This window comes from Variovorax sp. GW822-FHT04A09 (assembly GCF_058801005.1).
In genome coordinates, this window is sequence record NZ_JBXAMV010000001.1 from 1,732,491 (window position 1) to 1,755,010 (window position 22,520).

Sequence of the window (22,520 nt, forward strand, 5' to 3'; positions counted from 1 at the left end):
TTCGATGATCGATCTTTTAAGTTCGTCAATCGATCAAATTGCGGGTTTTTACTTAGCCACTCGGACCCCGCCGCCGTGCCGGACGCGGGCACACTTCCGCCCATGAACAGCACCAGCCCCGACGACTCGACGCCGCCCGCCGGCCTGGACAAGCGCGACTGGATCGCCGGGCTGGAGCGCGGCGTGAGCATCATCGAGGCCTTCGACGACGCCAACCCGCGCCTCACGGCCAGCCAGGCCGGCCAGCGCACGAACATGACGCGCACCGCCGCACGGCGCTACCTGCTCACCCTGCAGCACATGGGCTACGTGGCCAGCGACGGCAAGCTGTTCTGGCTCACGCCGCGCGTGCTGCGCCTGGGGCAGTCGTACCTCGAGTCGGCCCGCCTGCCGCGCGTGGTGCAGCCCTTCCTGCAGCGCGTGGCGGCCGGCACCAACGAGATCGCCTACTTGAGCGTGATGGACGGCGACGAGGTGGTCTACATCGCACGCAACGGCCCCAACCGCAGCATGAGCACCGGCTACGTGCTGGGTGCGCGCGTGCCCGCGCAGGTGACGGCCTCGGGCATGCTGATGCTGGCGCTGCGCAGCGACGCCGAACTGAACGACTGGCTCGCCACGCGCCAGCTCACGGTGTTCACCTCGCACACCATCGCGAGCATGGAGCGCATGAAGCTCGAGCTGGCGCGCATCCGCGCCCAGGGCTGGGCACTGTCGGAACAGCAGCTCGACCTGAACTCGCGCGGCATCGCCGTGCCGCTGCGCGACCGCCACGGCACGCTGGTGGGCGCGCTCAACATCACGATGCCGATGGGGCACGAGAGTTCGGAAGACGCGGTGGCCCGCGTGCTGCCGGTGCTGCGCGAGACGGCGCAGGCGATGCGCAACCTGATCTGAGGCACTGACAGCATTCCGACAGCATCCGCCCGGCAGGATGCGGGCTTCCATCCAAAAAACACTGGAGACAAGCCATGTCCGACCGCTTCCCCACCGACGTTCCCCTGAGCCGCCGCCACTGGCTGCAAGCCGGCGGCGCCCTCACCCTCGGCGGCCTGCTGCCGTCGATGGCCTCGGCGCAAGATGCCTGGCCCAGCAAGTCGATCCGCTTCGTCGTGCCTTTCGCGCCGGGCGGCAGCTCGGAGATCGTGGCGCGTTCCACCGCCGCCGAGCTGTCGCGCACGCTGGGCCAGAGCGTGTTCGTGGACAACAAGCCCGGCGCGGCCGGCAACATCGCCATGAGCGAAGTGGCGCGCGCCACCGACCAGCACACGCTGATCCTCGGCCACATCGGCACGCTGGCCGTGAACCCCTACATCTTCGCCAAGCTGCCCTACGACGCGAACAAGGACTTCAAGCCCGTGAGCCTGCTGGCCAAGGTGCCCAGCCTGTACGTGGTGCACCCCGACGTGCCGGCGAAGAACCTCAAGGAATTCATCGCCTATGCCAAGAGCAAGCCCGGCAAGCTGAGCTACGGCTCGGCCGGCAACGGCAGCGCCGGCCACCTGGCCTTCGAGTACCTGAAGATGACGGCCGAGGTCTTCATGCTGCACGTGCCCTACCGCGGCACCGGCCCGATGGTGACCGACCTGCTCTCGGGCCGGCTCGATGCCTCGGCCATCGGCGCGGCGGCGATCATTCCGTTCATCAAGGCCGGCAAGGTGCGCTGCATCGCCACCGGCTCGGCCAAGCGCCTGGCACAGCTGCCCGACGTGCCGACCGTGGCCGAGCAGGGCTTCCCCGGCTTCGAGATGACGCAGTGGTACGGCATGCTGGCACCGGCCAGCATCACGCCCCCGCAGATGGCCAAGCTGTCGGCCGAGACCATGAAGGCCGTGAAGTCGCCCGACTCGATGCAGCGGCTCACGGCCGATGCGGCCGAGGCCGTGGGTGGCACGCCGGAGCAGTTCGCGCAGTTCATCACCGCCGAACAGAACCGCTGGCAGAAGGTCATCGCAAGGGCAAACATCAAGCCTGATTGAGGCAGGCAGGCCCTAGCATCGGCGCCATGCGCATCCTGCTGGCCGAAGACGAACACACCCTGGGCACCTGGCTCTGCAAGGCGCTGGAGCATGCGGGCATCCAGGTCGAATGGGTGGACGACGGCCGGCTGGCCGACCGGGCCCTGCAGCAGCGCGACCACGACGCGCTGGTGCTCGACCTGGGCCTGCCCGGCATGGACGGGCACACGGTGCTGCAGCGACTGCGCGAACGCGACCAGCGGCTGCCGGCACTGATCCTCACGGCGCGCGATTCGCTGGACGAGCGTGTCGCCTCCCTCAACGCAGGCGCCGACGACTTCCTCGCCAAGCCCTTCGCGCTGGCCGAACTCGAAGCGCGGCTGCATGCGCTGGTGCGCCGCGCGCGCGGCGTGGAGCATCCGCGCCTGGCCTGCGGGCCGCTGGTGTACGACGGCGCGCGCCGGCAGTTCACGCTGGGCGGCGAGGCGCTCGCGCTGTCGCCGCGCGAACAGGCCGTGCTGCGCGCGCTGGTGCAGCGCAGCGGCGAGCCGCTGTCGAAGCAGCAGATCCTCGATCGCGTGTTCTCCGACGACGACGAGGTGCACCTCGAAGCCATCGAGGTGCTGGTGTACCGGCTGCGCAAGCGGCTCGACGGCAGCGGGGTGCGCATCGTCACGCTGCGCGGCCTGGGCTACGTGCTGGAAGCGGATTGAGTGAGCGCGCTGCGCCGCTTCTCCGACCGCATGCGCCGCACCAGCCTGTGGCAGCGGCTCGCGCTGCTGCTGTTCCCCGCCCTGCTGCTGGTGACGGGCATCGAGCTGTGGATGACGCGGCACGACGCACTGGCCGCCGCCAACGCCGCGTACGACCGCTCGCTGCTCGGCGCACTCAAGTCGATCGACGCGAACATCTCCACGGCCTCGGGCGGGCTGTCGGTCGAGCTGCCGTACACGATGTTCGAGTTCTTCGAGCTCACGGCCAGCGGGCAGGTGTTCTTTCGCGTCGCGACCTCCGACGGGCTCGTCGAGCTGGGCAGCGCCGACCTGCCCGCGCCGCCCGTCGAGCCGCCGATGGGCGTGCCGGCCTTCTACGACGCCACCTACTTCGGCGAGGCCGTGCGGCTCGCGGCCTACCGGCGCGACCTGGACCGCGCGCCGGCCGGCAGCACCGGGCGCAGCGTGCTGATCCAGGTCGGCGAGAGCACGCGCTCGCGCCAGGAATTCACAAGCCGCTTCGTGCGCAGCGCCGCACTGCGCGACGGGCTGATCCTCGCGATGCTGCTGTGCGGCACCGCGCTGGCGCTGGCCGCGGCGCTGCGCCCGCTGTCGCGGCTGGCGCGCGAGGTGCAGGCACGCACGCCCGACGACCTCACGCGCATCGCCGAGACCGACCTGCCCGCCGAGGTGCGCCCGCTGGTCGCCGCCGTGAACCAGCAGATGGCGCGCACGCAGGAACTGGTCGCACAACAACGGCAATTTCTCGACGATGCCTCACACCAGCTGCGCACGCACCTGACCACGCTGCAGATGCAGGCCGACTACGCACGCCGCGAGGACGACCCGACGCAGGTGCGCGCCGCGCTCGACGCGCTGGGCGCCGAGATCGGCCGCGCCACGCGCAGCGCGCAGCAGCTGCTGGCGCTGGGCCGCAGCGACACCGTGGCCGTGGCGCCCGCCGAATTCGACACCGCCGAACTCCTGCGCGAGGTGGCGGTCGACCTGCTGCCGCTGGCGCGCGCCAAGCGCATCGACCTGGGCATCCATGCGCCCTCACCCGACCTGCACGCGGTGGGCGACCGGGGCCTGCTGCGCGAAGCGCTGAGCAACCTCGTGGCCAACGCCATCGCCTACACGCCGGCGGCCGGCACGATCACGCTCTTCGCGGCCGGCGACGCCGCGGGCTGGAGCCTCAACGTGGAGGACGACGGCCCCGGCCTGAGCGAGGACGAGCGCGCCACCTTGGGCCAGCGCTTCCGGCGCGGCACGCGCGCGGACCAGGGCGGCTTCGGACTCGGCCTGGCGATCGTGCGTTCCATCGCGCAGCGGCATCGCGGCGACTTGCGGCTGGAAGCGCGCGGCGCCGGCCCGGGCCTGCATGCCATCATCTGGTGGCCCCGGCCTGCGGGGTGAACCGCCGCCCGCCTTCCCTTCAATGCCACGCCCCTTCGCTCTCACCCGTCGCCATGCGCTGCGCGCGCTGTCCGCGTGGCTCGCGCCTGTCGCGCTGCACGCGACGGCGGCCGCGGGCGATGCGTCCGAAGGCCCGGCGGAATGCGTGATTCCCGCCAAGGCCGGCGGCGGCTTCGCACTGACCTGCGCCCTGGCGCGCGATGCGCTGCAGGCCGTGCGCCCCGCGCGCGCGCCGCTCGCACAACGCTACCTGCCGGGCGGCATCGGCGCAGTGGCCTTCGACCGCATCGCGAGCGGCCAGCTCGGCGGGCCGGGCACGCTGGTCGCGTTCTCGAGCGGCTCGCTGCTCAACCTCGCGCAGGGCCGCTTCGGGCCGCACCCGCCCTCGGCCGTGCGCTGGATCGCCACGCTGGGCACCGACTACGGCGTGGTCGCCGTGCACCGCGATTCGCCCTACCGCCGCCTGCAGGACCTGATCGCCGCGCTGCGCCAGGACCCGTCACGCGTGGTCTTCGGCGCGGGCGGCACGGTCGGCAGCCAGGACTGGGTGAAGGCCGCACTGCTGGTGCGCGCGGCCGGCGGCGCGCCGAAGGCGATGCGCTTCGTGTCCTTCGAAGGCGGCGGCGATGCGCTGGGCGCGCTGCAGGGCAAGCACGTCGACGCGTTCCCGGGCGACGCCGCCGAGGCGCTGCAGGCCATCGCCGGCGGTGCGCCGCTGCGCCTGCTCGCGGTGCTGTCCGAAGCGCGGCTGGGCGGTGCGCTCACGGGCGTGCCCACCGCGCGCGAGCAAGGCGCGGACATCGTCTGGCCGACCGTGCGCGGCGTCTACCTGAGCGCCAACGTGCCCGACGCCGCCGTGCGCGCCTGGACCGCCGCCTTCGCCGAGGCCACGGCCGCGCCGGGCTACGCGGCGCTGCGCGAGCGGCATGGCCTTTATCCTTTCGCCCTCACCGGCGCCGCACTCGACGACTACGTGCAGGCGCGCATCAAGGCCTACCAGGCACTGGCCGACGAGCTCGGCCTGCGGCGCTGGAAGCCTTGACCTCATCCAATCTCCATGACCGAAGACGACATCACCCAACACCTCATCGACATGCTCGGCGGCGGCCATTTCGAAGTGGCCGACGACAACACCTTCTTCTTCCACGGCGCGGACAACAAGTTCCCCTTCGCCACGATCGTGACGAAGGACAACGAGTTCGACAGCGCCTCGAAGCTGAACCGGCCCGGCGTGTTCCGCCTGAACGTCGGCGTGGGCAAGGACTCCTTTCGCGCACTGTTCGGCGAGCAGCCGCCAATTGACGTCGACTACACCGCGATCGACCGGCTGATGCCGCACCCGGTGTACGCCAAGATGCACTGGGTGAGCGTGATCAACCCGAGCGCCGCGACCTTCGAGACCGTGAAGCCGCTCTTGGTGGAAGCGCGCAACCTGCTGATCGCGCGGGACAAGAGCGCGTAGACCGGCCCCCAACACCCGACCACATGAAACGCATACAATCCATATACGTTTCATACAGAGGTGGCCCATGGGCATCGTCAAGATTTCAGACCTGATGCACGAGAACCTGCGCGTGGCGGGCAACGCCCTCAGCCGGTCGATCAATGCGCAGGCAGAGCACTGGATGCGGGTCGGCATGCTGACCGAGATGCATCCCGACCTGGACTACCGGGAGGTCTGCCAGTTGCTGATCCAGGCCGAGCTCTCGGGCGGGCTGGACATTGCCGCGACAGTCACTTCGGCGCCACCCGGCAAGCCCCGCGCCCCCGCGAACGGCAAGCAGCACTGATGGCACACGACGTTCCACTCAAGTCCGCCGAAGAGCTGGTGATGGCGCGGCGCGCCGCACAGCTGGCCGCCGAGGTCCTGGCCATGATCGAGCCCCACGTCGTGCCCGGCGTGAGCACCGAAGCGCTCGACCGCCTCTGCCACGAACACATCGTGAAGGTGCAGGGCGCCATTCCCGCCAACGTGGGCTACCTGGGCTATCCGAAGACCATCCTCACCTCGGTGAACCAGGTCGTGTGCCACGGCATCCCCTCGCCCGACAAGATCCTGAAGGCGGGCGACATCGTCAACATCGACGTCGCCGTCAACAAGGACGGCTGGTTCGGCGACACCAGCCGCATGTTCTTCGTCGGTGCGCCGAGCGTGCTGGCGCGCCGGCTGGTGGAGACGACCTACGAAGCGCTGTGCGCCGGCATCCGACAGGTGAAGCCCGGCGCGACGCTGGGCGACGTGGGCCACGCCATCCAGTCGGTCGCCCAGCGCGAGCACTTCAGCGTGGTGCGCGAATACTGCGGGCACGGCATCGGCCGCATCTACCACGACGAACCGCAGGTGCTGCACTTCGGGCGGCGCGGGGCGGGCCTGGTGCTCGAGCCGGGCATGGTCTTCACCATCGAGCCGATGCTCAACGCGGGCCGCGCCGAAACGAAGCAGCTGGCCGACGGCTGGACCGTCGTGACCAAGGACCGCTCGCTGTCCGCGCAGTGGGAGCACATGGTCGCGGTCACGGCCGACGGCTACGAGGTGCTGACGGCCTGGCCGGACGGCACGGGGACCTACGCGCCGATCTGATGCGCGGCCCGGCCCTGGGGCGATGGCGATTCAGTAGGTCACGGTGACCGTGATCGTGTCGCTGTAGCTGCCCGGCGTCACATTGGTCTGGGCCGGCACCCGCCCATAGACCGGAATGCTGCTGCCGGGGTTGCCGCTGCCGTCGACCGTGTCCGTGCCGACGGTGTTGCCCCAGCGCAGCGAACGCGCGGCATCGCGGTACAGCTCGTACTGGATGTAGTCACCGGTGCCGCCCGCCATGCGCCGCTGCGTCCCTGCCACGTTCACGCCATTGCTCAGTCCTACCTTCCAGGCGGTGCTGGGCGGGCAGGCCATCGTGATGGCGGCCGTGCCGTTGACCGCGGCGCTGAGCGAGCTGGCACTGCCGAAGTCCAGGTCGGTGGCCGCCACGCTGACGGTGCAGGCGTTGGAATAGAGGGCCGTGACCTGCGTGTAGAAGTTCGTCCTGCCGACGTACTTGGCCGAACTCGCGGTGCAGCTGTCGGGCGCGTTGCCGCTCTTCATGCCCCAGACGACCTCGGAGTTGTAGATGTTGGCCTGGTAGCTGCCCGCCGCCAGCGATTGCCCGGACGGCACGCGACCGTACAGCGGGATGTTCAACGCGACGTTGCCGCCGCTGGCCGGCAGCACGAAGGTGCCGCCCGCGCTGGCGTAGGTGCCGCCGCCCGGCGGCGGGCCGACGATGCCGCTGCGGGCCGCGTCGGCATAGATGTTGTAGGCCATCTGCGAACCGTTCCAGTTGGTCATGTAGCGCGGGGCGTAGCCGGCGATCTCGTTGCCCTGGGAGACGTACACGCAGTAGCTCAAGAACATGGTCTGGCCGGTGTCGTTCTGGCACGCGAAGCCGACCGTGGCGGTGGTGTCCGTCGCAGCCGACGCCGTGACGGTGCCGAAGGCGAAGCTCGGCTGGCTGGCGACCCAGCAGCTCGGGTCGGCATGCGCCGCACCCATGCCCAGCAGGCACGAGAAGGCCAGCGCCAGTTTCACGAATCTCAACGTCCACATGTCAACCGCTCTTTCTGCAAACCACCGCCTTCGGGACGCCGCCAGTCGAACTGCGCCCGGCACATCGCGCCGTCGGGCGTGCGCACGGCCAGCGTGTTGCGCACGTCGAGCGTGTCCAGGTACACCCAGCCGTCGTAGCCCACCACCGCGCCCCCACCCTCCTGCCCGTTCACCTGCACGCGGCTGCCCAGCGGCAAGGGCTGGCCCTGCGCGTCCGTCAGTGCCACGTGGGCGGCCCGCACGGGCGTGATGCCGAAATGCGCCCGTGCGCCCGACCGGCCGGCCGGGGTGATGAGGCTCTCGGCGCGCTCGATGCGCACGTCGGCGGGCAGGTCCATCGGGTCGATCGCCAGCTTGTTGTTCTGGTAGGCGTTCACCGGCACGACCAGCAGCAGCCCGCGCGAGTTGGTCTGCCCCACCGGGCGATTCTCGAGCTTCACGGGCACGCCGGCCACGCCGTCGGTGTCCACCACCGCAAAGGCGTCGTCGATGCGCCGCGCGGCCAGCACCCCGCCGCCCATCAGCACCAGCGCACCGCTGGCGCCGGCGTAGGCGTAGCGGCTGGCGCGGCCGCCGCCCATCTCGCTCACGCCGGCCTGCACGCGGCCGTAGGGGCCCAGGTAGTTGATTTCGGCCTGCCCGCCGGTCGTGCCGCCGCCCGTGCGCGCGGTGGCGCGCCAGCCCCAGCCGCCGTCACCGAGGGGGGAGTGCTGCGCGCTGACGGTGCCCACGGTGCCCTGGTCGCCGCTGCGCTGCACGCCAGCGCTCACGCTGGTCTGCGCGTCCCACGACCAGCTCAGGCCGACGAAGATGCCGCGGTCGCTGCGCTTGTCCAGGTTCTGGTTCATGCCCACCGAGACCGAGGTCGTGCGCCCGATCGAACGGAACCAGTTCACGCTGGCGTAGCGCGACGCGTTCTGCCCGACCGGGCGCAGGTAGAGGTAGCTCACGCTGACGTTGCCCAAGCCACCCATGTCATAGCCCACGCTCGCGCTGGCGCTGCCCTTGGCCGGTGCCGAGCCGTAGGCCGTGGCCACGTCGCGGTAGTCGCCCTGGGTGCGGCTGCCGTTCAGGCCCACCGACAGGCGCTCCTGCCGCCACAGGTAGCCCAGGCTGGTCTGCGTGCCGCTGCGGCTGCCGCCCGGGGTGTCGGCGTCGTGCCGGCTGCCCGCCAGCGCCGCCGACAGCGTGCCCGCGGCGCCCAGTTGCCACACGCCCCCCGCGCCGGCCAGCGCCAGGCCGCGCGTCACTTCGCCATGCGCTTCCACCGTGAAGCTGTCGCTGAGGCCCCGGCGCCAGGTGCCGGTCAGCACCGGCTGCTTGCCGTAGTCGAAGGAGCGCAGGCCGTAGTTGCGGCGCACCACGCCCAGGTCCACGGTCCAGTCGCTCAGCCCGGGCGCCAGCAGGCGGCTGCTGTCGAAGAGCGAGAAGCTCAGCGTGGCGGCGCGGCCCAGCGCGTCGGTCACCACCACCTGCGCCGTGCCCGTGCTGTTGATGCGCGGCAGCGCGTTGAGCTGGAAGGGCCCCGCCGGCACCTGGCCGCTGTACTGGCGGATGCCGTCGATGAACAGTTCCACGTCCGAAGGCATCGTCGCCGAGCCGATGAAGCTGGGCAGCGGCGCGGTCTGCCGGTAGGGCTGCAGGCCGAAGTCGCGCGACAGCTGGATGCCGCCGATGCGCGTGGCGCGCGACCAGGGCACGGCGCCGGTGAGCGTATCGCCCACGCGCAGGGTGAGCATCCTGTCGGGGAAGGCCATGCTCCAGGTGCTGTCCATGCGCACGGACTGGTCCTTCCAGCCCTGGGTGTCGTGCGTGCGCTGCATCAGCCAGGTGGTGCTGAGCACGCTGGCGCCGCGGAAGGCGCGCAGCTCGCCGAAGGCGCTCAGGCTGGCACTGCCGCCCCTGCCCTGGGTGCCATAGAGGTCGTAGTTCAGCAGCAGGCCGGTGGAGGTGCTCAGGGGCTGCGCGGTGACGGCCGCCTGCCCCACCGTGGCCGTGGGCAGCTGCAGCATCGCCAGCGGCGCGGTCAGGCTCAGTTGCTGGCGCGCGGCGTCGTAGTCCGCCACCAGCCCGGGCAGGTCGCGCAGGGGCAGCCATTCGGCGCCGTTGTCGGGCAGGGAGAAACTCAGTTCGCACAGCACCGCGCGGGAGGCCGACAAGGCCCCGGCCTGCAGGCGAAACGGGTGCAGCCCGCGCGCCATGCCGTTGAGGCTGACCTCCAGGTACAGCGTCATGGCCCCCGGCACGGACTGCGCGGCGGGCGCTGCGTGGGCGGGGAGCGTGGTCAGGGCCAGTGCAAACGGAGCCAGCAAGGCCCTCGCAGCGAACCCGGCCCGCTCAGCGCGCCAGCGGCGCGAGGTTGGCGTCCGTCGTTCTGCCATCGATCATGACCTGCCAGCGACCCGCGCCAGCCAGGGCGGCGGGCGACGTCTTCAGCGGCCAGCGCATGGTGGCGCCGGGCAGCACGTAGCCCAGCAAGCCGGTGTAGGCGGCGACGGCGCGGCCGTCCGCGCCGGTGAACACGAGGTCCGCGAGCTGGGCATGCACCCCGCCGCTGTTGCTGACTTCCAACACAGCCTTGCCGTCCTCGCGCCGCAGGCTCCAGCGCAACTGCGCGGGCGCCGGCTCCGCGCCCGCCGGGGACACGAAGATGGGCAGCGAGTGCCGCATCACGAAGTTCAGGTTGCTCTTCTTGCCGTCCGCCGCCGCGCCCGCCGCCTGGGGCACGGGCAGCTCATCCACCAGCACGCGGTAGGCCTCTTCCGCCGGGCCCGCGGGCGGCGGGCCGTTGCGGATCACGCGCACCAGCTGCCGCCCGTCGGTGGGCAGCTGCAGCATGGGCGGGCTGACGACCAGTCCGTCCGCCGGCTCCATGCGGTCCTGTCCGTCCACCTGCGTCCATCGGAAGACGCGGATCTGCGCATCCAGCGGCGCCGTTCCCGTGTTGCTCAGCCAGAGCCCATCGCCCTGCCGTGTCGGCGCCAGCGTCAGGGTGACGGGCGAGACCTGCAGGCCGGCCGCCTGGACCGCACCGCCGCCAAGCAGGCATGCGCCCCACAGTCCAAGGATGGCAAGTGCACGTCTCACGATTCAGCTCTGGCTCGGTGATTCAGCTCTGGCTCAGTACGTGACCGTCACCGTCACGGTGTCGGCGTAGCTGTCCGGGGTGAAGTTGGCGTTGGTGTTCTTGGCGTAGACCGTGTGCGTGATCGCCGCACCGGTGCCCGTGCCGCCGACGACATTGGCGCCGGTGCCGGTGGTGTTGCCCCACACGGTGCTGTTGCCCGCGTTGGAGTACAGCGCGTAGGGCACCTTGTCGGTGTTGGTGGCCGAGTTGGCGACGGACGACATGGCACCCGTGCCGTCGGTGGTGCCGCCGTTGGTGGACGAAGGCAGCAGGCCGACGGTGTAGGGCGTGGTCTTGGAGCAGGTGACCGAGATGGTGTTGTTGCCCGTCTGGTTGGTGGCGGTGGGCTGCACGGTGGTGCCCAGGCTGATGTCGGAGGCGCTGCCGGCCGTCACCGCGCAGCTGCGCACGATGGTCATCTTGACCTGGAAGCTGGCACCGGCGGTGTCAGCCAGGGCCGAACCGGATGCGAAAACGAGGGTGGCGGTGGCCGCCGCGGCGACTGCGAGCTTGAGCATGAAAGCACTCCAAATGTAATCAATAAGACCTGACAGGTCGGTATTTTGTAATCATTTTGCATACGTTTTGACTACAAAGTGGCGCAAGGATGCCCCACAACCGGCCCGTTTGCCCTCGGATTCACGGCGCCTCGGCTCAAATTTCGTGATCTAGTTCTCGTAACAATTGGAAAACTGTTTGCATTGTTTACATTTCCACCACAGTCAAAGCTCCCCTGCCTCCGCGAAGTGGAGGCCTTGGTGCGGTCGATAGCGGGTGGGGAAGTGGTCGCAACAAGCGCAGGGCTTGGTGGCGCCCGAGGCTGGGCAGCCTCAGGAAGTCGATGCGGGCCGGCTCAAAGCGTTGCCCGGACCCGCCCGGGCGCAGGCGGCAGGGAGTCGCCCTGCCCCCTCGTCAGCCTCAGGCCTTGGCCAACCGCCGCCGCGCCTTCACCGCCGACGCCAGCCCCTCAAGCACCGGCACCGTCTGCGCGAAGCCGATGCAGGCATCGGTGATCGACACGCCGTGCTTCAGCGGCACACCGGGCTTCAGGTCCTGACGGCCTTCCTCGAGGTGGCTCTCGATCATGATCCCGGTGATGCGCCGCTCGCCGCCCGCGATCTGCGCGGCCACGTCCTCGGCCACCACGATCTGGCGCTGGTGCTGCTTGCTGCTGTTGCCGTGCGAGACGTCGATCATCACCTGCGGGCGCAGGCCGTTGGCCAGCAGCGCCTCGCAGCTCGAAGCGACATCCGCCGCCGAATAGTTAGGCGCCTTGCCGCCGCGCAGGATCACGTGGCAGTCGTCGTTGCCGCGCGTCTCGAAGATCGCCGCCATGCCCATCTTGGTCATGCCCATGAAGGCATGCGGCGCACGCGCCGCGAGGATGGCGTCGGCCGCCACCTTCACGCTGCCGTCGGTGCCGTTCTTGAAACCGACCGGGCAGCTCAGGCCCGAGGCCAGCTGGCGGTGGCTCTGGCTCTCGGTGGTGCGCGCGCCGATGGCGCCCCAGGCGATCAGGTCGGCGATGAACTGCGGGCTCAGCAGGTCGAGGAACTCGGTACCGGTCGGCAGGCCCAGCGTGGTCAGCTCCAGCAGCAGGCGCCGCGCGCGCTCCAGGCCTTCGTTGATGGCAAAGCTGCCGTCCAGGTGCGGGTCGTTGATGTAGCCCTTCCAGCCGACGGTGGTGCGCGGCTTCTCGAAGTAGGCGCGCATGACGATCAGCAGGTCGTCCTGCAGCGAATCGGCCACCGTCTTCAGGCGCTGCGCGTACTCGATGGCCTGGTCGTGGTCGTGGATGGAGCACGGGCCGACCACCACCACCAAGCGGTCGTCGCGGCCGTGCAGCACGTCGGCGATGGCCGCGCGGCTGCCTTCGACCAGCGCGAGCGTGTTGTCGCGCACGGGCACGCGCTCCTGCAGCAGCGCGGGGGTCATGAGGGGACGCACGGCGCCGATGCGCACGTCGTCGATGCGGGTGGTGTCGAGGGTGCTGTCGCGGGAGCCGACTTCGGCGTCGTGGCGGGGGTCGTCGAGGCGGGACATGATCGTGGAATGCTGTGATGTCGAGGGGGTTGCTTCGATTGTCCCCCAGCGCGCCCTCCTCCCCGGCTCAGGCCGCCTTCAGGAACACGTCGGGGTCCGTCGCGGCCTGCAACGGCCGCTGGCCTCACAGGACAAAAGCCAGGCGATCACGCCGACGAACGCGACAGCGTCGCCAACTTCTTCCTCGCACTCTGCAAGAGACCGACCTTCTCGACGGGCAGCGGCGCCTTCGTATCCCCGGGCTTGATGATCTCGAGCGCCGCGGGTTTCGGCATGAGTGCATCGCGAGGCGTGAGGCCGTTGAACTTCGCGTTCGAGATGACGTGCACCTTCAGGTGACGGTGGATGTTCTTCGAGAGCTTCCGGCAGGCGGCCGCCAGGGTGGCTTCGTCGGGCATCGACTGGCCGTGCACGACGAGCAGCTCCAGGGTGCCGTCTTCGTCCTCCGCGAGCACGAAGGCGCGCACGACCGAGGCCTTGAACTTGCCGCGCAGCATCGCGCGAACCGGCTCCGCCGCGGCGAACGACTTGAGCGCGATGTTGCGCAGTTCGTCGTGGAAGATGAACGCGCGGTCGATCGAGAAGGTCTCGGCCTCCTCGGCCTTCGGCTTTTGCTTCTTCAGGATGCCGCTGCTGACGAGGTGCGCCAGGGTGCGCTCCGCATCGGCCGGGTCGAGCTTCGAGCGATGGGCCAGCTCGCTGGAAGACAAGGGTTGTTGGGGCGCCGCGTAGGCGACCATCAAGAGCTTTTGCACCTCGGGGGCGAAAAGAAAATCTGCTGCACTCATTTCGCGGTTCTCTACTTCTGTGCTTCTGTGGGGTTCTCTACAAGCGGGTTGCATTATCGAGAGCGCCCCGCTTCCCGTGCGATGCGGCTTTCTCCACGGCGTTTTCGCGGCGGATTCCGTCACCGCGCATGGCGCCGGCCTACAGCGGAGCCCGGCGCTCACCGGTAAGAACGGCTGAACACGACAAGGAGCTTCAGCCATGGACCTGAAACAGACGATCGACAAGATCAAGCAGGTGGATGCGGCGCGCGCCGACTACCCCGGCGAACACCTCGTCGTGCTCGGCGCCGGCGTGCTGCTGTTGCTGGCCGCGGGCCGCAGCCGATCGTTCCTGATGCGGATCGTCGCGGGCGCCGCCGGCGGCGCGCTGATCGGCCGGGCGGCGAGCGGCACCGGCGGCATCGCGAAGCTGGCCGGCGTGTTGCAGAACGGAGGCCTGGCATGGCCGCGGCGTTGACCTCGCGGGCCCGACCGCCCGCAGGCGACCCCCGGCGGTACTGGGCCCCGTGCCTGGGCGTGGCGCTGGTGGCGATGTCGCTCTTCTACGTGACCTTGAAAGACCTGGTGCACGAGAGCGCGGCGCGTGCTGCGCTCTTGACCACGGCAGTCGTGCCCGCCGAACCCGACAGGTCGACCGCCCGCGAAACGTTGCCGGATGCGGCGCCCAGCGCATCCTCAGCACCCGTCAGCCCGACAAACGCGAACTTTGAGCCCCCGGTGATCGGCCCCGAAACGCCGGCCGCCAAGTCCGTGCCTGCCGTCGTCGAGGTGAACAAGTGCGTCATGCCCGAGGGCGATGCGGCCTACTCCGACGGGCCGTGCCCCGCAGGCGCTCGCGCGACCACGCTGCGACTGCCGCGCGACCTGCACGCCTCAGCAAACCTCTGAGCTTTTGAGCGGCTCACCCCGCCTTCAGAAACACATCGTGGTCCGGCGCAAAGTTGGCGTGCAGCGGCAACATCGCGCCGCCGAGCGCGCAGGCCTGCGCCCCCGCCCTGCCCCCATGCAGCTGCGGCGCCCACAGGCCTTCCCAGTTGCACTGCGCGAGCGCCGTGCGGGTCTGCACCAGCAACGCGTCGAGCAGCGCGCGCGACATCGAGCCGTCCATCACCACGTCGGCCAGGTCGAGCACCGCCGTGCTGCTGACGATGGCATGCGCCAGCGCCCGCGACGCGCTGCCGAGCCAGGCCTGCGTGGCCGCGGCGAACGGCGCTTCGAGCGCGCGGTCGTCGTAGGCGGCCGTGGCGTCGAGGCCTTCGGCGCGCAGGCGCTGCTCGAGCTCCCACAGCGACGCCTCGGCCACCACCTGGGTCGACAGGCCTTCGGAGGGCTTCTCGGTGCGCATCGGGATCGACGCGAGCGCGCCCGCGTTGCCGTGCGCGCCGGTGTGCAGGTGCGAGTTGATGACCAGCCCGCCGCCCACGAAGGTGTCGACGAAGATGTAAAGAAAGCTCTTGAGGTCGTGCCCGCGCCCGGTCACCAGCTCGGCCACGCAGGCCGCCACGGTGTCGCGGGCGAAGCCCACGGGCACGTCGGTGCGCGCGCGCACCTCGGCCAGCAGGTCCATCTGGTTCCACTCGTCCGACTGCGCCTTCGACAGCCCCAGCGTGCGGTGCCAGCCGCCAAGCTGGAACGGCGCCGCCAGCCCTGCGCCCACATTGCGCGCGGCCAGCGGCCCGAGCCCGTCGCGCAGGCGGTGGATGTGCTCGGCGATCACGGGCAGCAGCGCCCCGGCATCTGGAAATTCATAGCGGATCGCGTGGTGCTCGCGCACCCGCGCCGCGAAGTCGATCAGCAGCCACTCGGCCCCGCGCCGCCCGAGCTTGACGCCGATGGCAAAGGCGCCGTCGGGGTTGAGCGCCAGCGGCACCGAGGGCTGGCCGATGCGCCCGCGCACGCGGCTTTGCTTGACGATGAGGCCGTCGTCCTCGAGCCGCGCGGTGATGAGGCCGATGGTCTGCGCGCTCAGGCCCGTGAGCCGCGCGAGGTCGGCCTTGGGCAGGCTGGTGTGCACGCGCAGCGCCTGCAGCACCACGCGCTCGTTGAACTGGCGCATGCCCACCTGGTTGGAGCCGCGCGGACGCAGCAAGGCCGACGGGCGCTCGAGGGCATCGGTATCAAGCATGCGCCTCCGCAGGCAACTGGTCGGCGGTCATGGCACCGGTCATCACGGCCACGGTGTCGCTCATGCTGATCTTCTTCGGATTGAGCACGGCCGCGCGCTTGCCCAGGCGCGCCACGTGGATGCGGTCGGCCACCTCGAACACGTGCGGCATGTTGTGGCTGATGAGCACCACGGGCAGGCCGCGCTCGCGCACGCGGCGGATCAGCTCAAGCACCATGTTGCCCTCCTTCACGCCGAGCGCGGCGGTGGGCTCGTCCATGATGACCACGTGCCGCGCGAAGGCCGCGCTGCGCGCCACGGCCACGCACTGGCGCTGGCCGCCCGAGAGCGTTTCGACGGCCTGCGTCATCGACTGGATGCCGACCTTCAGGTCGGCCATGCGCGCCGTGCTTTCGAGCAGCATCTTTTTCTTGTCGAGCATGCGCAGCACGTTGCCCAGGAAGCCGGGGCGGCGCAGCTCGCGGCCGAGAAAGAGGTTCTCGTAGATGGTCATCGCGGGCGCGACGGCGAGGTCCTGGTAGACCGTCTCGATGCCGGCCCGGCGCGCGTCCAGCGGGTTGCGGAAATGCACCGGCGCGCCGTCGAGCAGGATCTGGCCTTCGTCGGGCACGATGGCGCCCGACAGCGCCTTGATGAGCGACGACTTGCCCGCGCCGTTGTCGCCGATCACCGCGAGGATCTCGCCTTCGCGCAGCTCGAAGTCGACGCCGTCGAGCGCGGTGACCTGGCCGTAGCGCTTCACCAGGCCCTTGGCCTGCATCACGATCTTGGGGTTGGCCACGGTGTTCATCAGCGGGCTCCCTTGCGCGAGAGTTGATCGGCCGCCACCGCCAGGATCACCAGCACGCCCGTCACCAGCACCTGGTAGATCGACGACACGCCCATCAGCGTGAGCCCGTTGCGGAACACGCCCACGATGAGCACGCCGATGAGCGAACCCAGCACGATGCCGCGCCCGCCGAACAGGCTGGTGCCGCCGAGCACCACGGCCGTGATGGCGTCCAGGTTTTCGGTCTGGCCCGCGTTCGGGTCGCCCACGCCGGTGCGCGCCACCGACAGCAGCGAGGCGATGCCGTAGAACACGCCCGCCGCCACGTACACCGCGAGCAGCACGCGCTGCGTGGGAATGCCCACCAGCCGCGTGGCCTCGGCGTTGTTGCCGATCGCGTAGACATGCCGGCCGGCCGCCGTCTCACGCAGCACGAACCACGCGAGCGCGTAGAGCGCCAGCATGAGCACCGAGCCCCACGCCACCTCGGCGCTGCCGATGGTGAAGGTGGTGCCCAGGCCCGTGAGGCCGGCGGGCAGGTCGGTGATGGTCTGCGAGGACGAATACAGCTGCGTGATCGCGAACGCGATGTTCAGCGTGCCCAGCGTCACGATGAACGGCGGCAGCTTGATGCGCGTGACCAAAAGGCCGTTGAGCAGGCCGAACAGCGTCGTCACGCCGATGCCGCACAGGATGGCCACCGGCACCGGCATGCCGAGCTCGGTGGCGAACTTCGTCATGATGATCCCGCCCAGTGCCATCACCATGCCGCACGACAGGTCGATGCCGGCCGTGAGGATGATCAGCGTCTGGCCGATGGCGATCACGCCCACCACCATCACCTGCTGCAGGATCAGCGACAGGTTGCCGCCCGTGAGAAAACGCTCGGACTGCGTCGCGAAGAAGATGCAGGCGCCGAGCAGGGCCAGCCACGGCCCGAGGGCGCCCCACGGGATGTGGTGCGTCGGAGATTTCGCCATCGGTGTGCCTCCCTATAGACCGGGGCCGTTTACTTCTTGCCCCAGCACAGCTCGGTGCCGGTCTTGGTGTCCTTGCTGTCGACGCCGGCCACGCTCTTGCCGGCGATGAGCGTCACGCCGGTGTCGACGTAGCCCGAGGCCTTCTTGCCGGTCTTGGCGAATTCGACGCCCGCGGCCACGCCCATGGCGGCCATCTTCAGCGGGTACTGCTGCGAGGTCGCGGCGATGATGCCGGCGGCCGTGTCCTTGATGCCCTGGCAGCCGCCGTCGACCGAGACGATCATCACGCCCTTCTCCTTGCCCGCGCGCTTGAGCGCGTTGTAGGCACCGGCCGCGGCGGGCTCGTTGATGGTGTAGACCAGGTTCACGTCGGGCGCCTTCTGCAGGCAGTTCTCCATCACGGTCTGCGCCTTGGCCTGGTCGCCGAAGCTGTCGGCCATGCAGACGATCTCGGGCGACTTCGACAGCTCGTTCGACTTGGCGTCGTTGGCCGGCAGGCCGAAGCCCTTCATGAAGCCGTTGTGGCGCTGCGCGCCCACGGGGTGGCCCGGCAGCAGGTCGAGCGCGACGATCTTGGGCGTCTTGCCGGCCATCGCGGCCTTGGCGTATTCGCCGATGAGCACGCCGGCCGTGTAGTTGTTGGTGGCGAAGAGCGCGTCGGTGGCGTCCGGCGGATCGGCTGGGCTGTCGAGTGCGATCACCTGCACGCCCTTGTCGCGCGCCTTCTTGATCGCCGGCACGATGGCCTTGGCGTCGCTGGGCGTGATGAGGATGGTCTTGGCGCCGGCGGCGATCATGTTTTCCATCGCCGTGATCTGGCCCGCGTTGTCGCCGTCGGCCTTTCCTGCCCCCGACAGCAGCTTGGCGCCGAGTTTCTTGGCTTCTTCCTGCGCGCCCTCTTTCATCTTCACGAAGAAGGGGTTGGTCTCGGTCTTGGTGACCAGGCCGATGACGGGCGGGTCGGCGGCCAGGGCCGTGGACGTGGCCGAGGCGGCGAGGGCCAGGACGGCCAGGGCGGGAACGAAGCGCGGGCTGATGAACATGAGGTTGTCTCCTTCAGGGGGGGCGGGCGCACAGCGCCTGCCGTACTTGCTATGGAACCGGATGACCACCCGCCAACGAGCGGGAAGGCATTCGGACGAGGGGGACTATCGAGCAGTCGACCGACTAAATCAAGCAACTTGAGTTATCGGAAACCCGAGGCCGGACAGGTTCGTGCGGTCAGAGCTGACTGCGACGGAGGATTCCGTGCAGCGCGTAATTTGTAATTCAAACGGCCTCGTTTCTATTGCCGCTCGCTCAATTCTTTTCTGATTTTGACAATTGTCATGGATGTTGATTTATCGTCATCGAAGATGCAAAGAATCGGCAATTCGCAAAACGAAAAATAAAGTTTTCGCTGGAGCCCCACCACTCGCCAGCCGTTGATGCCAATGGATGCAGTGCTCCTTTTTTCGTTGCGATCCGCCGACCCGCTCGAATGAAGAAATAACCCGGAGGGATCGCGGCACATGTTCGGCCACCTTGTGGAAATACTCAGAAACAGTCCGGAGATCGCATTGTTTCTGGTGCTGTGCATTGGCTACGCGGTGGGCCAGATCCGTTTCGGCCCGATCCAGCTGGGCGGCATCTGCGGCACGCTGATTGCCGCGCTGGTGGTCGGCCAACTGGGCATCCGGCTCGACGACAGCGTGAAGAACGTGTTCTTCATGCTCTTCATCTTTGCGCTCGGCTACGCGGGCGGTCCGCAGTTCTTTGCCAACCTCGACGCCAAGGGCCTGCGGCTGGGCCTGCTGTGCCTGGTCGAGGTGGTGGTGGTGCTCGCGCTGGTGCTCGGCGCCACGGTGCTGCTGTCGCTCGACCGCGGCACGGCCGCCGGGCTGATGGCCGGCGCGGCCACCGAATCGGCGGTGGTGGGCACGGCGACCGACGCGATCTCGAAGCTGTCGCTTTCGGCCGCCGAGATCGCGCAGCTGCAGGCCAACGTGGTCACGGCCTACTCCATCACCTACGTGTTCGGGCTGATCGCCATCGTGGTGGTCACGAGCCAGGTGTTTCCGCTGCTGCTGCGCGTGAACCTGCGCGCCGAAGCCGACAAGCTCTGGAAGACCATGGGCGGCGGCGCCGACGACCCGGACGCCGCCAGCGCCACGCCCGAAATGGTCGGGCGCGTGTTCCGCGTCACCGTGGGACGCGGCCGCTCGGTCGGCGAGCTCACGGCGATCCTCGGGCGCCAGGCCAGCATCGAGCGCGTGGTGCGCGACGGCCAGAGCCTCGCGGTCGAGCCCGGGCTGCACTTGCGCGTGGGCGACCAGGTGCTGGCCATCGGCCGGCGCAGCGCGCTCGTCAACGTGGGCGAGCTGCTGGGCCGCGAGTTCGCCGACACCACCGCCTTCGACACCGTGGTCGAGACCACCGAGGTCGTCGCCAACCGCCGCGAGTGGTTCGGCCGCGGGCTGCGCATGCTGGAAAACGAGTTGCCGTCCGCCGTGCAGGTGGTGGGCGTGGCGCGCGACGGCCACGCCATGCCGCTCGTGAACGACCTCACGCTGCAGCGCGGCGACGTGCTCCAGCTCTACGGCCCCGCGCCCGAGGTGGCGAGCGCCATCGCGCAGGTCGGCGACCGCGTGATCGCCTCCACGCGCAGCAACATCAGCTTCGCCGCCGCGGGCATCCTGCTGGGCGTGTTCATCGGCAGCTTCAGCGCGAAGCTCGGCGGCATTCCGTTTTCGCTCGGCACCGGCGGCGGCGCACTGCTCACGGGGCTGGCCTTCGGCTGGTACCAGTCGAAGCACCCGCACCGCCTGAGCGTGCCGGCCGACGCGCTGGCGCTCATGAAGGACCTGGGCCTGGCCACCTTCATCGCCTGCGTGGGCCTGGCCTCGGGGCCGCAGGCGCTGGCGCTGGTCCAGAAGTTCGGCGTTGCGCTGCCGCTGGTGGGCATCGCCGTCGCGGTGGTGCCGGCCAGCATCTCGCTGTTCGTCGGCCACCGCCTGCTCAAGCTCGAAGCACCGGTGCTGCTGGGCGCCATCGCCGGCCAGCAGTGCAGCACGCCCGCGCTCAGCGCCGTGCAGAACGCCGCGGGCAACGCCACGCCGCTGCTGGGCTACACGATCACCTACGCCATCTCGAACGTCGTGCTGCCGCTGATGGGCCCGCTCATCGTGGCCCTGGCCGGACTGGTGCAGCACGCGAAATAAGACAACGACCCGAGACGCTCCACGCCCTTTTCTTCTCTCTTCTTCTCATTGATGCACTGAAAGGACTTCCCCTATGGAATGGCTGCATGAACTCTTCAAGAAGTCGCCCGAAATGGCGCTCTTCCTCTCGCTGGCTGTCGGCTACTGGATCGGCAAGATCAAGTTCGGCAAGTTCCAGCTCGGCGGCGTCGCCGGCTCGCTGCTGGTGGCGGTGATCGTGAGCCAGGTCGGCGTGCAGATCGACGGCGGCGTGAAGGCCGTGCTGTTCGCGCTGTTCATCTACGCCGTGGGCTTCGAGAGCGGTCCGCAGTTCTTCAGCTCGCTGGGCAAGCAATCGATCAAGGAGATCATCCTGGCCGCCGTGATGGCGGCCACGGGCCTGGCCACGGTGGTGGTCATGGCCAAGCTGTTCGGGCTCGACAAGGGCCTGGCGGCGGGCGTGGCGGCCGGCGGCCTCACGCAGAGCGCCATCATCGGCACCGCGGGCGACGCCATCGGCAAGCTCGGCCTCGCCGCGGCCGAGACCGCGCGGCTGCAGGGCAACGTGGCCATCGGCTACGCCGTGACCTACGTGTTCGGCTCGTTCGGCGCGATCATCGTGTGCGTCAACATCCTGCCCAAGCTCATGGGCCGCAGCATCCGCGACGACGCGATCGCGGCCGAGACCGCGATGCAGGCCGGCGTGAAGGTGCTCGGCCCCGACCAGGAAGAAGCCGCGCCCTCGCTGGTCGGGCGCATCTACCAGCTCACGACCGACCCGCAGCGCACGGTGGCCGACATCGAGAACGCCAACCCGGCCACCACCATCACCATCGAGCGCGTGAAGCGCGACGGCAAGTTCGTCGAGGTCAGCCCCACGCTCGTGCTGCGCCAGGGCGACTACGTGCTCACCGTGGGCCGGCGCGATGCCGTGGTGGCGAGCGCGCCGCTGCTGGGCAAGGAGGTCGACGCCGTCGACGGCATGGAGCTGACGCTGAACAAGCGCGAGATCGTGCTCACCAACAAGGACTTCGGCGGCAAGACCGTCGACCAGATCCGCCAGGCCACCGCCGGCGGCGTGCGCCACGGCATCTTCGTGGTGCAGCTCAGTCGCATGGGCCAGGTGCTGCCGATGAAGCCCGACACCGTGGTGCAGGTGGGCGACCTGGTGTCGATCTTCGGCGCCGAGCAGGACGTGAAGCGCGTCGCCTCCCTCGTCGGCGACGTGATCGTGCCCAGCGCCAAGACCGACTTCGTGTACCTGGGCGCGGGCCTGGTGGTGGGCCTGCTGGTCGGCCTGCTGAGCGTGAAGATCGGCGCCATTCCGCTGACGCTCGGCGCCGGCGGCGGCGCGCTGCTGTCGGGCCTGCTGTTCGGCTGGTACCGCGCGAAGAAGCAGACCTTCGGCGCGCTGCCGCCCAGCGCGGTGCAGCTGCTGAAAGACCTGGGCCTGGCGGGCTTCGTGGTCGTGGTCGGCCTGACGTCGGGCCTGCAGGCCGTGCAGACCATCAAGGAACTGGGCCTGACCATCTTCGGCGTCGGCGTGGTCGTCACGCTGGTACCGATGATCCTCACGATGCTGTTCGGGCGCTACGTGCTGCGCTACGACAACACGGCCGTCTTCGCGGGTGCGCTGAGCGGCTCGCGCAGCGCCAACCCGGCCTTCGGCGAAGTGCTGGGCAAGGCCGAGAACGCCATTCCCACCGTGCCCTTCGCCATCACCTATGCGCTGGCCAACGTGTTCCTCACGCTGCTGGGGCCGCTGATCGTGGCGCTGGTCTGAGCATCGCGCCTTCCCTTTTCTTTCTTCTTTCTTTTTATCAACCAAGGAGTACT

Annotated in this window: 22 protein-coding genes; 12 read left to right on the plus strand and 10 right to left on the minus strand. The window is 69.4% G+C overall.

The features are described 5' to 3' along the window. The first annotated feature begins 102 nt into the window (after positions 1–102). From AC1RLW_RS07810 to map, 8 genes are all read left to right on the plus strand, one after another. Complete coding sequence (locus AC1RLW_RS07810) at positions 103–897, plus strand: IclR family transcriptional regulator domain-containing protein (protein WP_056573982.1); 795 nt, start codon at positions 103–105, stop codon at positions 895–897. A 74-nt stretch (positions 898–971) separates the two neighbouring features. Continuing rightward, positions 972–1,979: a Bug family tripartite tricarboxylate transporter substrate binding protein gene (locus AC1RLW_RS07815; RefSeq protein ID WP_062482518.1), complete on the plus strand. Its 1,008-nt coding sequence runs from the start codon at positions 972–974 to the stop codon at positions 1,977–1,979. 26 nt (positions 1,980–2,005) lie between these two features. Continuing rightward, positions 2,006–2,671 (plus strand): response regulator, encoded by a 666-nt coding sequence (locus tag AC1RLW_RS07820; RefSeq protein ID WP_062482520.1) that lies wholly within the window; start codon positions 2,006–2,008, stop codon positions 2,669–2,671. A 30-nt stretch (positions 2,672–2,701) separates the two neighbouring features. After that, the gene (locus AC1RLW_RS07825; RefSeq protein WP_493193065.1) at positions 2,702–4,087 is read left to right on the plus strand and encodes a sensor histidine kinase; all 1,386 of its coding nucleotides are present in this window, start codon (positions 2,702–2,704) and stop codon (positions 4,085–4,087) included. Between the two features lie 22 nt (positions 4,088–4,109). After that, the gene (locus tag AC1RLW_RS07830) at positions 4,110–5,129 is read left to right on the plus strand and encodes a Bug family tripartite tricarboxylate transporter substrate binding protein (RefSeq protein WP_493192673.1); all 1,020 of its coding nucleotides are present in this window, start codon (positions 4,110–4,112) and stop codon (positions 5,127–5,129) included. A 15-nt stretch (positions 5,130–5,144) separates the two neighbouring features. Continuing rightward, complete coding sequence (locus tag AC1RLW_RS07835; protein ID WP_493192674.1) at positions 5,145–5,549, plus strand: DUF6194 family protein; 405 nt, start codon at positions 5,145–5,147, stop codon at positions 5,547–5,549. A 67-nt stretch (positions 5,550–5,616) separates the two neighbouring features. Beyond that, entirely contained in the window at positions 5,617–5,877 is a 261-nt protein-coding gene (locus AC1RLW_RS07840) for a ParD-like family protein (protein ID WP_493192675.1), read from the plus strand. Further along, positions 5,877–6,668: a type I methionyl aminopeptidase gene (gene map / locus AC1RLW_RS07845; protein WP_493192676.1), complete on the plus strand. Its 792-nt coding sequence runs from the start codon at positions 5,877–5,879 to the stop codon at positions 6,666–6,668. The genes AC1RLW_RS07840 and map overlap by 1 nt, the downstream gene beginning before the upstream one ends. 30 nt (positions 6,669–6,698) lie before the next feature. Here map and AC1RLW_RS07850 read toward each other — a convergent pair whose 3' ends face one another. From AC1RLW_RS07850 to AC1RLW_RS07875, 6 genes are all read right to left on the minus strand, one after another. Further along, the gene (locus AC1RLW_RS07850) at positions 6,699–7,673 is read right to left on the minus strand and encodes a Csu type fimbrial protein (RefSeq protein ID WP_095744839.1); all 975 of its coding nucleotides are present in this window, start codon (positions 7,671–7,673) and stop codon (positions 6,699–6,701) included. Next, positions 7,661–9,985: a fimbria/pilus outer membrane usher protein gene (locus tag AC1RLW_RS07855; protein ID WP_493192677.1), complete on the minus strand. Its 2,325-nt coding sequence runs from the start codon at positions 9,983–9,985 to the stop codon at positions 7,661–7,663. The genes AC1RLW_RS07850 and AC1RLW_RS07855 overlap by 13 nt, the downstream gene beginning before the upstream one ends. Positions 9,986–10,010: 25 nt before the next feature. Beyond that, the gene (locus AC1RLW_RS07860) at positions 10,011–10,760 is read right to left on the minus strand and encodes a fimbrial biogenesis chaperone (protein ID WP_157755020.1); all 750 of its coding nucleotides are present in this window, start codon (positions 10,758–10,760) and stop codon (positions 10,011–10,013) included. Between the two features lie 33 nt (positions 10,761–10,793). Continuing rightward, entirely contained in the window at positions 10,794–11,318 is a 525-nt protein-coding gene (locus AC1RLW_RS07865; RefSeq protein WP_307694065.1) for a Csu type fimbrial protein, read from the minus strand. Positions 11,319–11,718: 400 nt separating this feature from the next. Further along, complete coding sequence (locus AC1RLW_RS07870; protein ID WP_493192678.1) at positions 11,719–12,843, minus strand: 3-deoxy-7-phosphoheptulonate synthase; 1,125 nt, start codon at positions 12,841–12,843, stop codon at positions 11,719–11,721. A 146-nt stretch (positions 12,844–12,989) separates the two neighbouring features. Beyond that, the gene (locus AC1RLW_RS07875; protein ID WP_493192679.1) at positions 12,990–13,631 is read right to left on the minus strand and encodes a hypothetical protein; all 642 of its coding nucleotides are present in this window, start codon (positions 13,629–13,631) and stop codon (positions 12,990–12,992) included. A gap of 199 nt (positions 13,632–13,830) precedes the next feature. Between AC1RLW_RS07875 and AC1RLW_RS07880 the strand changes: the two genes are divergently transcribed. Next, entirely contained in the window at positions 13,831–14,088 is a 258-nt protein-coding gene (locus AC1RLW_RS07880) for a hypothetical protein (RefSeq protein ID WP_095744831.1), read from the plus strand. After that, positions 14,073–14,519, plus strand: coding sequence for a hypothetical protein (locus tag AC1RLW_RS07885; protein ID WP_493192680.1), 447 nt, complete (start codon positions 14,073–14,075; stop codon positions 14,517–14,519). The genes AC1RLW_RS07880 and AC1RLW_RS07885 overlap by 16 nt, the downstream gene beginning before the upstream one ends. 13 nt (positions 14,520–14,532) lie before the next feature. On the opposite strand, the gene AC1RLW_RS07890 is transcribed toward AC1RLW_RS07885, so the two are convergent. The 4 genes from AC1RLW_RS07890 to AC1RLW_RS07905 are packed head-to-tail and all read right to left on the minus strand — an operon-like array spanning position 14,533 to position 18,548. Continuing rightward, the gene (locus AC1RLW_RS07890) at positions 14,533–15,756 is read right to left on the minus strand and encodes an ROK family transcriptional regulator (protein WP_493192681.1); all 1,224 of its coding nucleotides are present in this window, start codon (positions 15,754–15,756) and stop codon (positions 14,533–14,535) included. Continuing rightward, complete coding sequence (locus AC1RLW_RS07895; RefSeq protein WP_070059425.1) at positions 15,749–16,546, minus strand: ATP-binding cassette domain-containing protein; 798 nt, start codon at positions 16,544–16,546, stop codon at positions 15,749–15,751. The genes AC1RLW_RS07890 and AC1RLW_RS07895 overlap by 8 nt, the downstream gene beginning before the upstream one ends. Next, positions 16,546–17,505 (minus strand): ABC transporter permease, encoded by a 960-nt coding sequence (locus AC1RLW_RS07900; RefSeq protein WP_062475719.1) that lies wholly within the window; start codon positions 17,503–17,505, stop codon positions 16,546–16,548. Before AC1RLW_RS07900 ends, AC1RLW_RS07895 begins: the two co-directional genes overlap by 1 nt. Positions 17,506–17,534: 29 nt before the next feature. Next, positions 17,535–18,548 (minus strand): sugar ABC transporter substrate-binding protein, encoded by a 1,014-nt coding sequence (locus AC1RLW_RS07905; protein WP_062475722.1) that lies wholly within the window; start codon positions 18,546–18,548, stop codon positions 17,535–17,537. A 483-nt stretch (positions 18,549–19,031) separates the two neighbouring features. Here AC1RLW_RS07905 and aspT (AC1RLW_RS07910) point away from each other — a divergent pair, with 483 nt between their 5' ends. Together aspT (AC1RLW_RS07910) and aspT (AC1RLW_RS07915) are read left to right on the plus strand one after the other, a co-directional pair. Then, a complete protein-coding gene (aspT, locus tag AC1RLW_RS07910; protein ID WP_493192682.1) occupies positions 19,032–20,705 on the plus strand; it encodes an aspartate-alanine antiporter in 1,674 nt (557 codons plus the stop codon). A gap of 73 nt (positions 20,706–20,778) precedes the next feature. Further along, positions 20,779–22,467 carry an aspartate-alanine antiporter gene (gene aspT / locus AC1RLW_RS07915; protein ID WP_493192683.1) on the plus strand — a complete coding sequence of 563 codons (1,689 nt, stop codon included), beginning with the start codon at positions 20,779–20,781 and terminating at the stop codon, positions 22,465–22,467. Positions 22,468–22,520: the final 53 nt, after the last annotated feature.

Excerpts from the sequence above, each read along its gene's own strand:
- AC1RLW_RS07905 (WP_062475722.1), bottom strand. The coding sequence starts at position 18,548 with ATGTTCATCAGCCCGCGCTTCGTTCCCGCCCTGGCCGTCCTGGCCCTC.
- AC1RLW_RS07900 (WP_062475719.1), bottom strand. The coding sequence starts at position 17,505 with ATGGCGAAATCTCCGACGCACCACATCCCGTGGGGCGCCCTCGGGCCG.
- AC1RLW_RS07890 (WP_493192681.1), bottom strand. The coding sequence starts at position 15,756 with ATGCTTGATACCGATGCCCTCGAGCGCCCGTCGGCCTTGCTGCGTCCG.
- AC1RLW_RS07810 (WP_056573982.1), top strand. The coding sequence starts at position 103 with ATGAACAGCACCAGCCCCGACGACTCGACGCCGCCCGCCGGCCTGGAC.
- AC1RLW_RS07825 (WP_493193065.1), top strand. The coding sequence starts at position 2,702 with ATGCGCCGCACCAGCCTGTGGCAGCGGCTCGCGCTGCTGCTGTTCCCC.
- AC1RLW_RS07885 (WP_493192680.1), top strand. The coding sequence starts at position 14,073 with ATGGCCGCGGCGTTGACCTCGCGGGCCCGACCGCCCGCAGGCGACCCC.
- AC1RLW_RS07840 (WP_493192675.1), top strand. The coding sequence starts at position 5,617 with ATGGGCATCGTCAAGATTTCAGACCTGATGCACGAGAACCTGCGCGTG.
- AC1RLW_RS07880 (WP_095744831.1), top strand. The coding sequence starts at position 13,831 with ATGGACCTGAAACAGACGATCGACAAGATCAAGCAGGTGGATGCGGCG.
- aspT (WP_493192683.1), top strand. The coding sequence starts at position 20,779 with ATGGAATGGCTGCATGAACTCTTCAAGAAGTCGCCCGAAATGGCGCTC.
- AC1RLW_RS07870 (WP_493192678.1), bottom strand. The coding sequence starts at position 12,843 with ATGTCCCGCCTCGACGACCCCCGCCACGACGCCGAAGTCGGCTCCCGC.
- AC1RLW_RS07830 (WP_493192673.1), top strand. The coding sequence starts at position 4,110 with ATGCCACGCCCCTTCGCTCTCACCCGTCGCCATGCGCTGCGCGCGCTG.
- AC1RLW_RS07815 (WP_062482518.1), top strand. The coding sequence starts at position 972 with ATGTCCGACCGCTTCCCCACCGACGTTCCCCTGAGCCGCCGCCACTGG.
- map (WP_493192676.1), top strand. The coding sequence starts at position 5,877 with ATGGCACACGACGTTCCACTCAAGTCCGCCGAAGAGCTGGTGATGGCG.
- AC1RLW_RS07875 (WP_493192679.1), bottom strand. The coding sequence starts at position 13,631 with ATGAGTGCAGCAGATTTTCTTTTCGCCCCCGAGGTGCAAAAGCTCTTG.
- AC1RLW_RS07865 (WP_307694065.1), bottom strand. The coding sequence starts at position 11,318 with ATGCTCAAGCTCGCAGTCGCCGCGGCGGCCACCGCCACCCTCGTTTTC.
- AC1RLW_RS07835 (WP_493192674.1), top strand. The coding sequence starts at position 5,145 with ATGACCGAAGACGACATCACCCAACACCTCATCGACATGCTCGGCGGC.
- AC1RLW_RS07895 (WP_070059425.1), bottom strand. The coding sequence starts at position 16,546 with ATGAACACCGTGGCCAACCCCAAGATCGTGATGCAGGCCAAGGGCCTG.
- AC1RLW_RS07850 (WP_095744839.1), bottom strand. The coding sequence starts at position 7,673 with ATGTGGACGTTGAGATTCGTGAAACTGGCGCTGGCCTTCTCGTGCCTG.
- AC1RLW_RS07820 (WP_062482520.1), top strand. The coding sequence starts at position 2,006 with ATGCGCATCCTGCTGGCCGAAGACGAACACACCCTGGGCACCTGGCTC.